General features: G+C 29.0%; 10 protein-coding genes. 2 read left to right on the top strand and 8 right to left on the bottom strand.

The window, feature by feature from the left end; genetic code table 11:
- The first annotated feature begins 366 nt into the window (after window positions 1-366).
- Entirely contained in the window at window positions 367-1,446 is a 1,080-nt protein-coding gene (pyrB, locus tag Q1X91_RS12420; protein WP_300757992.1) for an aspartate carbamoyltransferase, read from the top strand.
- A gap of 113 nt (window positions 1,447-1,559) precedes the next feature.
- Entirely contained in the window at window positions 1,560-2,777 is a 1,218-nt protein-coding gene (locus Q1X91_RS12415) for a dihydroorotase family protein (protein ID WP_300757989.1), read from the top strand.
- A 65-nt stretch (window positions 2,778-2,842) separates the two neighbouring features.
- On the opposite strand, the gene Q1X91_RS12410 is transcribed toward Q1X91_RS12415, so the two are convergent.
- The 8 genes from Q1X91_RS12410 to Q1X91_RS12375 all read right to left on the bottom strand — a co-directional run bounded on the left by Q1X91_RS12410 (window position 2,843) and on the right by Q1X91_RS12375 (window position 12,475).
- On the bottom strand, window positions 2,843-4,054 hold the full coding sequence (locus Q1X91_RS12410; RefSeq protein ID WP_300757987.1) for an OmpA family protein: 1,212 nt from the start codon (window positions 4,052-4,054) through the stop codon (window positions 2,843-2,845).
- 22 nt (window positions 4,055-4,076) lie between these two features.
- Complete coding sequence (locus Q1X91_RS12405; protein ID WP_300757985.1) at window positions 4,077-6,932, bottom strand: methyl-accepting chemotaxis protein; 2,856 nt, start codon at window positions 6,930-6,932, stop codon at window positions 4,077-4,079.
- A gap of 79 nt (window positions 6,933-7,011) precedes the next feature.
- Window positions 7,012-8,424, bottom strand: a complete 1,413-nt coding sequence (atpD, locus tag Q1X91_RS12400) for a F0F1 ATP synthase subunit beta (RefSeq protein ID WP_300757982.1) — start codon at window positions 8,422-8,424, stop codon at window positions 7,012-7,014.
- Between the two features lie 59 nt (window positions 8,425-8,483).
- On the bottom strand, window positions 8,484-9,404 hold the full coding sequence (locus Q1X91_RS12395) for an inositol monophosphatase family protein (RefSeq protein WP_300757979.1): 921 nt from the start codon (window positions 9,402-9,404) through the stop codon (window positions 8,484-8,486).
- 12 nt (window positions 9,405-9,416) lie between these two features.
- A complete protein-coding gene (locus Q1X91_RS12390; protein WP_300757976.1) occupies window positions 9,417-10,196 on the bottom strand; it encodes an MlaD family protein in 780 nt (259 codons plus the stop codon).
- Between the two features lie 41 nt (window positions 10,197-10,237).
- Window positions 10,238-11,020, bottom strand: a complete 783-nt coding sequence (locus Q1X91_RS12385) for an ABC transporter ATP-binding protein (RefSeq protein ID WP_300757973.1) — start codon at window positions 11,018-11,020, stop codon at window positions 10,238-10,240.
- A 1-nt stretch (window position 11,021) separates the two neighbouring features.
- The gene (locus tag Q1X91_RS12380; RefSeq protein ID WP_300757970.1) at window positions 11,022-11,999 is read right to left on the bottom strand and encodes a type I phosphomannose isomerase catalytic subunit; all 978 of its coding nucleotides are present in this window, start codon (window positions 11,997-11,999) and stop codon (window positions 11,022-11,024) included.
- A 38-nt stretch (window positions 12,000-12,037) separates the two neighbouring features.
- Window positions 12,038-12,475, bottom strand: a complete 438-nt coding sequence (locus tag Q1X91_RS12375) for a DUF523 domain-containing protein (RefSeq protein ID WP_300757967.1) — start codon at window positions 12,473-12,475, stop codon at window positions 12,038-12,040.
- Window positions 12,476-12,652: the final 177 nt, after the last annotated feature.

Genomic DNA, 12,652 nt, shown 5'->3' with positions numbered 1-12,652 from the left:
ATAGGTATTCCTTTTTGTTTGTTGTGATAATTTAAATTATAAGGAATACCTCCTTTTTTTAAACTAAAACTGTGCAATATCTATGGCTCTTAAACAATAAAAAACTAAATTTAAACTTGATTTTTTTTATACTTATGATATAATGCCTTCAATTTGAGATAAAATAGGATTTAATATGAAAAATATATTTTTAGAGCATAAGATTATTTTTTATTTATTACCCTGTTTTATTCATTTGTTTAAATTAACGAATTTGGAATTTTTTAAAAATCAAGGAATAAAGTTGTTATCTTTAACAATTTTATTCCTTTTTTTTATTCCAAAATCAAAAAACTATTATCATAAATTATTTTTAAGGGAGCAAAAATGAAAAACTTTATATCCATCAAAGAGTTATCAAAAGAAGAAATTATTGAGGTATTGGACACGGCTAAAAAATTGGATAACACTGACAGTGATGAAAGAAGAAAAATTATGGACGGTAAAATCATGACCAGCATATTTTTTGAACCTTCTACAAGAACAAGATTATCATTCACTTCAGCAGCTTACAGAATGGGATGTAAAGAATTGGGATTTGACAACCCTGATAAAAGCTCCATAATGAAAGGGGAATCTTTAAGAGATACTATTATAATGGTTTCTGCCTATTCTGATATCATAGTTATGCGTCATAATATAGACGGTGCTGCCAAATTTGCTGAAGAAGTTACAAACTGCCCAGTTATAAATGCAGGAGACGGCTCTAATGAACACCCTAGTCAAACTCTTCTTGATTTATACACTTTAAGAGAGGAACTTGGAAGTATTGAAAATAAAAAAATAGCTTTTGTAGGAGATACAAAATATGGAAGAACTGTTCATTCATTATCTAAAGCATTAAAAATGTTTAATGGAGAGCTTTATTTTGTTTCCCCTGATATTATACAAATACCTGATTATATATTAAAAGAATTAGACCAAGCTCATATAAAATACAAAAAACTTAATAACTATGAAGAAATATTAAAAGATATAGACTGTTTATATATGACAAGGATACAGAAAGAAAGATTTGATAATATTAATGAGTACGAAAAAGTAAAAAATGCCTTTAATATATCCAGAAAAGATATAGAAGGGAAATGCAAAGATAATATGATAATAATGCACCCTCTTCCAAGAGTAGATGAAATTAATATAGACCTAGACGATACCAAATATGCCAAATATTTTATACAGGCTAGAAACGGTGTTCCTACAAGAATGGCTATGCTTGCACTTGCTACTGGAATAATAGAATCAAAAGCTAAGAAAAAAGAAAAAGATTATGAAGTAGTAGAAAATAAAGAAATGGTTTGTACCAACGGTAAATGTGTTACTCATTTTGAACAAACAAAAAATAAAGTGGCAAAAAGAAGCTACGGAGATTTCTGCTACTACTGCAATAGAGAAATAATAAAATAATATTTTATAATCTAACTATAATTGATAGTAAAAATATAATTAATGCTTTTATTATCAATAAAAAAATTAAAAAATTATCTGTAAAAATCATCAATGTAATAAAAGGCAGTCATATGATAATAAAAAATGCTAAAATAATAGAGAGCAACAATGTAGTTTCTATCATAATAGAAAATGAAAAAATAAAAAAAATAGATTTTGATAATAATTTTCAAAACTATAAAGATGATGATTTAATAGATGCTAATTATAATTATGTTATTGCTGGTATAATAGATCCTCATGTTCATATGAGAGATCCAGGTCTTACCCAAAAAGAAGATTTCAATTCTGGAAGCAAGGCTGCCGCAAGAGGAGGAGTTACTTCTTTTTTGGATATGCCCAATACTATACCAAATACTATCACAAAAGAGAATCTAATTGCCAAAAAAAATATGATGATAGGAAAATCGTATGTTGATTATGGTTTTCATTTTGGCGGAAGCAAAGCAGATAATAGTGATGATATAAAAGATATTATTAATGATGCTGCCTCAACAAAAATATTTTTTAATGCATCAACAGGAAATATGCTCGTAGAAGATGATAAAATATTAGAAAAACTATTTGAAAGTTCTAAAATAGTTACAGTACATGCAGAAGACAAAATGGCTGACAAAGCAATAGAAATAGCTAAAAAAACGAAAACACCATTATATTTATGTCATATATCATTAGAAAGCGAAATCAATTCATTAAAAAAAGCAAAAGATTCTGGAATGATAATCTATGGAGAAGCTGCACCTCATCATTTATTTTTAAATACTGAAGATGTTAATAAAAATGAAAGAAATAAAATGCTTTTGAGAATGAAGCCAGAATTGAGAGAAAAATCTGATAATAAAGCATTGTTAAAAGCAATATTAGATTCTACAATAGATACTATAGCAACAGATCATGCTCCTCATTTGATAAGTGAAAAATTAGAAAAACTTACTTTCGGAGTACCTTCTGTAGAGCATTCATTAGAACTAATGCTAAACAAAGTAAATGACGGCACAATGGATTTGAAATTATTAACTAAGATTATGAGTGAAAATGCTTCAAAAATATTCGCTATAAAAAATAAAGGCATGTTAAAAGAAAATTATGATGCCGATTTAGTAATAGTAGATATTAAAGACCATTCTATAATAGAAGAAAAAGATATAATTACTAAAGCAGGCTGGTCTCCTTATATAGGTTTCAGTAGAGGCGGTAAAGTATTAACTACTATAGTACGCGGAAATAAAGTATATAATAATGGTGTATTTACTGATAAGTTTATAGGCAAAGAAATAATTTATAATTAATTTTTTTAATTATAAGTAAAAAAATAAAATAAAAAATAATTTCTTTTAAGAAGATATAAAAATTATTATCTTAATTTTATTATGATATCAACTCTTCTATTTTTTTGTCTTCCATCTGCTGTATCATTAGAAGCTATAGGCTCTTCATCAGCAAGACCTTTATAAGATAATTTATCATGATCAAGATTAGGAAGTATATAATCTGCTACAGATTTTGCTCTTTTTTCTGATAATTCCTGATTATATTCTTTTCTTCCAGTGTTATCAGTATGTCCTTCAACTATAATTTCTCTGTCTGGATAAGTTTCCTTAATAGCTTTTACAATGTTGTCTATAGTATTTTTTGCTTCTGGTTTTAATGTATAAGAATCAGTATCAAATAAAATCTCTCCAAGTCTTACAACCAATCCTTCAGGAACCGTATCTATAGTAACATTATCATCATCATACAAATCATTTTCTAATTTTTTTCTATTGTAATCTTCTTCTTCCTTAGTAATAGAGTCATAAATTTTATATGTGCTTATGATATTCATTTTATACTGAAGACTTGCATATGATAATTCTCTGCCGTATCCGAATAATATTTGATATCTTTCCTGCTGAGATACTGGAATGTTTTTTTCCATATCCCAAAGAAAAGTACCATAATTAAATCCGTATATTCTTTCCGGATAGCCTTTTCTTGAAAGCCCAGCCTGAAGTAAATCTTTATCTGTCATAATATGATATTGTATAACAGCATTTCTTCTTCCGTCATCATTAGTTTCAATATTTGCAAATAAATAATCAGCTGATAATGCCATAGTAAGATTAGGGGCATTATTTACTTTAATGATTTCAATAGATTCTCTGTTCCAAGATTCTGTAAGTTTAATTTCATTATCTGGAAAAGTAGGAACATGCCTTACATTAGGCATAAAATAATTATAAGGCACTTCAAATTTACCATTAGTATGTATAATAAAATCGCTCGTATACTCTTCATCAAGATGAAAAACTTTTTCACCTTTCATCATTCTGAAAATTTTAAATACTCCGCTAACTCTGTATCCGCCTTTAGGAGCAATGGCAATCACTGTTAAATCAACAATATTTCTTTCTTTATATGTACTTCTTAATATTCCATTCTCATAATATTCAACATCAGCAGTTTTAACAGATTCTATTCTTTTACCTTTCTCCAAATTCCAGTAAAACTTATGGCTTATTTCAGAGAAAACTATACTAAAGAGTAATAGCTGAAATATCAATACAAAAATACTAATTCTTTTCATAATGAAACTAGGTTATTATAAATTATTTATTTTTTACTCTATTACTTTCCTTTCTCAACTCTTTTAATCTTCTTTTCTCTTCTTTAACTCTTTGTTTTTCTGCCTTACGTTCTAATTTTAATCTTGCTTTATCTACAGTAGCTGTTTTTACTTTATCCTTAGCAATCTCTTCCTCAGTCTTTTCAGTTTTAAATGATATAACCAATTTATATAACTGCAAGAATATATATTGAAGTTCTTTAATTCTCTTATCCATAACTTCCATATTATTACTGCTTGTAGTAGAAAGATTAGAAACATTCTCTATAGAGTTTACAAGCTCTTTCATATCGCTTTCTGTAGCATTAACAACATTAACAACATCTTCAGCCAATTTATCAACACTTGATATATTCTGACTAACAGCCGAACTCATCTGCATTTGTTTAATAGAAAGCTCCTGAACATCTTCTGTAATATTATTCAAGTTAGTAATATTCATTAAAATTTCACGTCTTCCTATATCAAGCTCATCATTAGCACCTGATATAGTAGCTATTAAATCAGCAAGAGTATTAGAACCTTCCAAAATCTTTTCCATAGATTCAGAACTTCTAAAAGCTAAAGATACAGTTTTATCTATAGCCTGAGTAGTTTCTTCAATAATTTCATTAATTATTTTAGAGTTCTCACCTGTATCTTCTGCCAATTTTCTAATTTTATCAGCAACAACTGTAAATCCTCTTCCATGCTCACCTGCATGTGCCGCCTCTATTGCCGCATTCATAGCCAAAAGGTTTGTCTGCTCAGCAATATTATGTATAACCTGAGTAATATTTGTAATCTGTTTAGAATATTCTTTAATACTTTGAATAGAATCCACAACAGATTCACCTATATTGCTTCCGTCCTGAGCTTCTGTATAAAGTATTTTAGCATAATCATTTGCTTTTGTAGCTCCATGGCTTACAGTAACAATATTTGCCATCATCTGTTGAACAGAACTACTAGTTTTTGAAACCGCTTCAGACTGAAGTTTCATTTTATTGTTAATATCATTGATATTTTCTAATAATAACTGAACTGTTTCATTAACTGCTGTAAATCTAGTTCTCTGCATAAAACTTACTCTAGCAGCATTTGCAGAAGATTCAGCTATTTTATTAGAATTTTCAAGCTCTGTTTTAAATTCTTCATATATAGTATTAAAATCGCTTATACTAATACTAATAGAAGCTCTCATGTTCTGAATATTTCCGGTTAAAGTATAAGCATTGTTTTTTACACTTACAATAATATTTTTTACTTTATCTAAGAATTTATTAAAAGAGTGAACCAATTCCCCTGATTCATTATTACTAATAACAGGCAGTCTTATAGTTAAATCTCCATCACCCTCACTAATAGAATCAGAAACATTTTTAGCAAATACAAGAGTTTTTCTTAAAGAAAGAATTAAAGCAAGTATTACTATTAAAAATGCTAATAATCCTAAATAAATTGCTACTGATGATTTTATAATAGTTTCTCTAAACAATTGATTATTATGAGCATTATTTTGCTGCCATAAATTAATAATATATAAATTATCAAATACTGAATATTTAATTGCAAACTTGTTTGTATTTTTTATAGGAATAATTTTAACATTACTAATATTATTTTTATAATTATTATTCCCAACATCTTTAATATCGGCAGAAACAACAGCATTATCCAAATCTCTCTGCATAGTTTCTAAAGCTGCAGGATTATTTGAAGCCTTTATAACATATAAATCATCTGTTATAAAAATATCCAAATTATTTTTAAAAGTTATATCACTTAATATATCCTGATAAACTGAACTTCTAACTTCTAAACTAATCAAACCAATATTTTTATCATTTAAAATAATAGGCTCATAAATATAAAATACATCTGAATTAGGTATAATATCAACTATAGAATTAGTACCGCCATATATTTTTGCCAAATTATTTCCAGAGAGATTAGGTCTGATATTAGTGCTTATTGTAACTAAATTATTTACATCATATTTCCACTCTATAGCTAAATTATTCATACCCTCAGTATTAAGAGATATGTTAATATTTTCAAAATCTCTTATAAAAATAGAAAATCCGGAAATATTATGATCATTAGCATATCTTGTGCTTAGATAGGAGGACAATATTCCCACATAATTATCTAATGTATAAATATCGCCTAGTAAAATATCCATATATGCGGATATATTATCTGCAGCAGTAACATATTTAGACATACCGTCATAAAAATTATTAACAAAATCATTAGCATAATCTTTTTTTAACATCATATCATGCTGCTTATCATAAATTAACTCTGATCTGTAATGCAAACCATTAATTAATGTAACAATAAATATCATAGTAGCCATAGAAACAGGCAGAAAGCTATATACCATAGGCAGATAATACTCTTTTCTGCCAGTCTTTTTATATAATGGTCTTACTAATATATTAAAAAATATCGATGAAACAGTCATCGCTATAGTAATCAAAAATATTACCATTATAAGCCGTATATTAACTATTTCAAATAAAGTAATACTGCCATCTAGTATATATATAGTATATGAAAGAATCGCTACTAGAACAACGGCCAAACCAGATTTTAATACATATATTTTACCTAAAGGTATAGATTTTCCTTCTTCTACTTTTAAGCAGTCAAAAAACATACTTACAGCTACAAACAAAGCTAAAAAAAGTATAAATATATATACATATGCCCTTAATGAACTTGATTGCTGATAAATTGTTTTTAGTAATACAGAATATGAACCAACTGCAATTACAGCCACAATCAAAAATGATATCGGCATATAAAATTTTAATCTTTTTTTTAGTTTATCTTCATTTACTTGAAAAAGCATACTATACAACCTATAAAATATTTTGAATACTATTTAAACTATCGGTATAATACTATTATTATTTAGCAGTAATAATGTATTAATTACTCATAGTTTTAGCTTTTGAAACAGCTTCTTCTATAGATCCTACAAATCTAAATGCTTGGTCTGGCAAATCATCATAATCACCGTTGCAAATACCTTTAAAACTTCTAATAGTATCCTCTAATTTAACATATCTTCCCTGAAGACCTGTAAACTGCTCCCCAACAAAGAAAGGCTGACTTAAAAATTGTTCTATTTTTCTAGCACGAGATACCACCAATTTATCCTCTTCTGAAAGCTCATCAGCACCAAGTATAGCAATAATATCCTGCAAATCTCTATATCTTTGAAGTATATGCTGAACTCTTCTTGCAGTATCATAATGCTCCTGACCTAAGATATTAGGATCTAATATTCTGCTTGTTGAAGCTAGAGGATCTACTGCTGGATATATACCTTTTTCACTAACTTCTCTTGATAATACAGTAGTAGCATCAAGGTGAGTAAATGCTGTAGCAGGTGCTGGGTCTGTAAGGTCATCAGCAGGTACATAAACAGCCTGTATAGATGTAATAGAACCGTTTCTAGTAGATGTAATTCTCTCTTGAAGACCTCCCATCTCAGTTGCCAATGTAGGCTGATAACCTACTGCTGAAGGCATACGCCCAAGAAGTGCTGATACTTCACTTCCAGCCTGAGTAAATCTGAATATATTATCTATAAATAATAGTACATCAAGACCTGCTGAATCTCTAAAATATTCCGCCATAGTCAATGCAGTCAATGCTACTCTAAGTCTTGCTCCAGGAGGCTCATTCATCTGACCATAAACAAGACAAGTTTTATTAATAACTCCAGATTTCTTCATTTCAGACCATAAGTCATTACCTTCTCTTGTTCTTTCACCAACACCAGCAAACACTGAATAACCGCCATGCTCGCTTGCTATATTATGTATAAGCTCCATTATAAGAACAGTTTTACCTACTCCAGCACCTCCGAAAAGACCTGTTTTACCGCCTTTAATATATGGGGCTAATAAGTCTATTACCTTAATACCTGTTTCAAAAATTTCAAGTTTAGGCTCTAAAGTTTCAAATTTTGGAGGGGCTGCATGTATAGATCTATACTCTTTTGCCTCTAGCGGCTCTCCCTTATCAACTGTCTGACCCAATACATTAAAAATTCTTCCTATAGTTTCAGTTCCTACAGGCACCATTATATGATTTTCTGTATCAAATATATCATCGCCCCTAGATATACCATCTGTAGACTCCAAAGCTATAGCTCTTACTCTTCCGCCTCCTAAATGCTGCTGAACTTCGCAGATTATATGTCTTTGAACACCTTCTATTTCTTTATCTATATAAAGTGCATTTAATATAGCAGGAAGATGTCCTTCTTCAAACTCAGCATCTAGGGTAGAACCTACAACCTGAACAACCTTACCTCTTTTTCCTTCTACCATAAAACATTCCTTCTCTTTTATTGTTTTTTTATCGTTCCTATTTTATACCTATTAAAAACTTATTCAAGTACCTTTATCATTTCTTTGTGAATTTTTTTATTACTTGCTATAAATTGTTTTTTTGAGAAAATATCATATTCTTTCATATTTATATTGCTTACCATTCCGCCTGCACGTTTTAGTATAACTATACCAGCACATATATCCCAAGGTGAAAGACCATATTCAAAAAATCCGTCTGCAGCACCTTCAGCTACCATACATATATCAAGTGCAGCAGAACCATCACGTCTTAATGCTAGAGTTCTTTTTACCATATTAGCAAAATCTACCATTCTGTCATGCAAGAAGTCATCATCTACGCTGGCATTATAATAAAAACCTGTTATTATCATTGATTCTATTAGTTTATCGCTGCTGCTTACTCTAATAACCTTGTCATTTTTATAAGCCTTAGATTTAATATGTGCCTTATAAACTGTGTTGGTTAAAGGAGCATAAACAACACCAAGTATAGGTATACCTTTATAAGCAAGACCTATTGATACACAATAAAATGGATATCCATGTACAAAGTTGCTAGTTCCATCTATAGGATCTACTATCCAAGTAAATTTCTTTTTTTCAGAACTATCTGAAGCACTTGACTCTTCCCCATAAAAACCAAATTTCGGATAGCATTTTAATAAATATTCTCTGATAATCTTTTCATTTTTTAAATCAACTTCTGTAAATAGATCCGTTTTTCCTTTCTTGGATATACTTTTAGGACAGCCAAAATATTTTAAAGAATATTTACCTGCTTTTACAGCTATTTTTTCTGCAGATTTTAAGCATTTATTTAATTTAGATTTTGGAATCCCATTTATTTCTTTTAATATATTATTGTATTCTATCTCTTTTTCTGATAGTGATGATTTAGGTGTTTCTTTGCTGCTAGAAATACCTTTCATAATTAATGTTATAATATCATCTATCATTATATCCCCCTATTATTTCTTTTCTGTTTCTCTAAATAGTAAAGTTGAAGGGTTATCTCTTAATTTTTCACTAAATATTCTCATATTGTTTATTATTTCATTAATATTAGTCTGCAAAGTAGGATCTTTCATTACAGCTCCTGCAGTACCTTTGCCGTTTTCAACGTCCGAAATAATATAAGATAAATCCCTAGTTATATTATTAATATTAGCTAAACTATCATTAACATTTGAGATAGCTTTTGTTATAGTTATTTCATTAGTACCTATAATATCAGCTATCATATTTATAGTCTGTGCCAAATTAGTTATTACTGATGAAAACTCCTGAAAATTCAAATCTTTTCCTATATCGCCAATAGAGCCCAATGTAGTCTCTATACTAAATGGTTCTACACCCTTTATTACACTGCCAGCTGCTATGCTTGTCATACCTGTGGTAGTAACAGCAGGGGGAGATACCATTATATACTTCTCTCCAAGTCCTAAACCAACTGTCTGTATAGAAAATTTTGTTCCTTCAGGTATTACAACAGTTTTATCTGTTATAAATAAAGTTACTCTAATAGTACCATCTGGATTAATACTTATTTTTTCAATAAAACCTATCTGTATACCGCCGCCTCTGTATGATACCTTACCGTTTTCCTGCAAATCGCCTATAAATACATAATCTACATAAAGTCTGTATCCATCGCCTTTTAATTTTATCTTACCAAGTAAGATTATAGCACCCACAAATAGTACTAATGTTATAATAAAAAATATACCTAATTTTACTTTATTTTTCATAATAGTTTTCCTTATCCTAAAAATTATATATAAAAAATGAATTAATCTTTTGGTCTTATGCTTTCTATATCTTCACCTTTTTTTGCTATACTGCTCATAAAAAAGAATTTCAAATGCGGATTTTCTGTTTCTCCCAAATGATCAGGATCTCCTCCCTCAATAATCTGCCCCTTATAAAGCATAACAACTCTGTCAGACATTCTAAATACACTAGTCATATCATGAGTTATAACAATGCTTGTAACATTAAGAATAGACTGCATCTTTACTATTAAATCATCTATAACCCTAGACATTACAGGATCTAGTCCAGTTGTAGGCTCATCATAAAGAAGTATTTGAGGATCCATAGCAATAGCACGTGCCAAACCTACACGTTTTTTCATACCCCCTGATAACTCAGAAGGCATTTTATGTTCTATATTCGGCATACCTACCATTTCAAGAACTTCTGCTACTTTTACTTTTATTCTATCTTCAGGCATATCTTTTTTTATTCTTCTAAGCCCAAAACTTACATTTTCATATACATTTAAAGAATCGAATAATGCAGCACCTTGAAACACCATAGCAAATTTCTTTCTTACTTCTGTAAGTTCATTATCAGAAATTTTATTAATATCATACCCATCTACAACAATAGTTCCAGAATCAGGCTGAAGCAAACCTATTAAATGTTTTATAAGCACACTCTTACCGCATCCTGAATTTCCTATAACAGATAAAGTCTCTCCTCTATTAACCTTAAGATTAACACCATTAAGTACTCTTTGAGGTCCAAAAGTCTTGTAAACATCTTTTAATTCTATAATAATATCGCTCATATTATACAGTTATCCTCAGAAATTTTATGCCATTACTGCTATTTATTATATAATTTCCCAAACTAGCTGGTACCAAAACAGTTTTTCCAATATTAAGGTTAATAATATTATTTGGAATATCTGATTCTATAGAACCATTTCCATCAATAACCATAATTATTTCAAAACTTTCTTTAGTAGGTTTGGAAGAATACTGCCCATTAACAATATATTCTTCTACTGTAAAGTATTCATTAGAAAACACTGTATTAATTTCTAATGACTTATCTTTAAATTTGTTATGTTTAGCAGATTTCAAATTAAAAGCATTAATATCTTTTATAACATTAAAAGAATCTTCTATATGAAGTTCCCTAGATTTTCCATTTTTATCAAGCCTATTCCAATCATAGAGCCTATATGTAACATCGCTTGGAGTTTGTATCTCTGCTATAACGGCATTTCCTAATATAGCATGTATACAGCCGCTTGGTATATAAAAAGCATCTCCTTTTTTTATATGAAAATAATTGAATTTATCTTCTATATTTTCCCTATTAAGCAAAGCTCTCTTTAAATCTTCTTTAGTAATATTTTCTTTTAACCCTATAAGAAGCTCAGCATTATCTAATGCATCAGCAACATACCACATCTCATTTTTGCCATGTTTATTATGCCTTTTATTAGCATATTCTTCATCAGGGTGTACTTGTATAGATAATTTATCTCTTGCATCTATAAGTTTTATTAGCAGAGGAAAATAATCTTCTTTACACTTTGTTCCTAAAAGCTCACTGCCGTATTCTTTTACCAAATACGATAAAGTTTTTCCTTTAAGTTCACCATTAGATACTATACTATTATCATTAGGTAAATCACAAATTTCCCAACTCTCACCTATTGTTTTATTTTTATCAAAAGGTTTTGAATATATGGAAGCTAATGAAGTGCCTCCCCAAATAACTTCTTTTGGTATCTCATCAAATTCTAGTAAATACATAATTTAATTATATAAGATAAAATAAATAATTCAATATACTATAATTCAAAATATTCTTTTATTTTACACTCGCCTATAATTTTTATATTATTATTAAAGAGTAAATCAGCACAAATACCGTTACCATTTATCAATACCTTATTAAAAGTGCCGTCATATATTTCTCCAAATCCGCATGAAGGACTTCTCTCTTTTAATATGGCTAATTCAGCATTATATAATTTTGCTAATTTTAATGCTTCTTCAGCACCCTTTATAAATTCATTAGTAACATCTTTGCCGCATTTATTAATGACTTTACCTTCAACAATTTCTGACGGCTCTCTTGGAGTAGAAAGCCCTCCTAATTGCTCAGGGCATATTGGTATAAGATTATATCCTTTAGATATGAGTTTATATAAATGACAAACTTCATTATCTCTTCCGTCATATCTGCATTTTACACCTAAAAGGCAGGCACTGACTAATATATTCATAAAATATACTCTCTATATTTTTGATTATTCATTATAACTTAAAATCATTTTATTTACAGCATTGTAATTTTTTTTATATTGTTTAAGAGCCATAGATATTGCACACTTTTAGTTTAAAAAAAGAAGGTATTCCTTATAATTTAAATTGCTAGAAATAAACAAAAGGAATACCTATGA

Source organism: uncultured Brachyspira sp., from assembly GCF_949287625.1.
Classification (GTDB): Bacteria; Spirochaetota; Brachyspiria; order Brachyspirales; family Brachyspiraceae; genus Brachyspira.
The sequence above is the reverse complement of the archived record's forward strand: the minus strand, read 5'-3'. Positions and strand labels throughout refer to the sequence as shown.

Bases quoted from the DNA above. Each gene is read 5' to 3' on its own strand.
- pyrB (WP_300757992.1), top strand. From the start codon at position 367: ATGAAAAACTTTATATCCATCAAAGAGTTATCAAAAGAAGAAATTATT.
- Q1X91_RS12415 (WP_300757989.1), top strand. From the start codon at position 1,560: ATGATAATAAAAAATGCTAAAATAATAGAGAGCAACAATGTAGTTTCT.
- Q1X91_RS12410 (WP_300757987.1), bottom strand. From the start codon at position 4,054: ATGAAAAGAATTAGTATTTTTGTATTGATATTTCAGCTATTACTCTTT.
- Q1X91_RS12405 (WP_300757985.1), bottom strand. From the start codon at position 6,932: ATGCTTTTTCAAGTAAATGAAGATAAACTAAAAAAAAGATTAAAATTT.
- atpD (WP_300757982.1), bottom strand. From the start codon at position 8,424: ATGGTAGAAGGAAAAAGAGGTAAGGTTGTTCAGGTTGTAGGTTCTACC.
- Q1X91_RS12395 (WP_300757979.1), bottom strand. From the start codon at position 9,404: ATGATAGATGATATTATAACATTAATTATGAAAGGTATTTCTAGCAGC.
- Q1X91_RS12390 (WP_300757976.1), bottom strand. From the start codon at position 10,196: ATGAAAAATAAAGTAAAATTAGGTATATTTTTTATTATAACATTAGTA.
- Q1X91_RS12385 (WP_300757973.1), bottom strand. From the start codon at position 11,020: ATGAGCGATATTATTATAGAATTAAAAGATGTTTACAAGACTTTTGGA.
- Q1X91_RS12380 (WP_300757970.1), bottom strand. From the start codon at position 11,999: ATGTATTTACTAGAATTTGATGAGATACCAAAAGAAGTTATTTGGGGA.
- Q1X91_RS12375 (WP_300757967.1), bottom strand. From the start codon at position 12,475: ATGAATATATTAGTCAGTGCCTGCCTTTTAGGTGTAAAATGCAGATAT.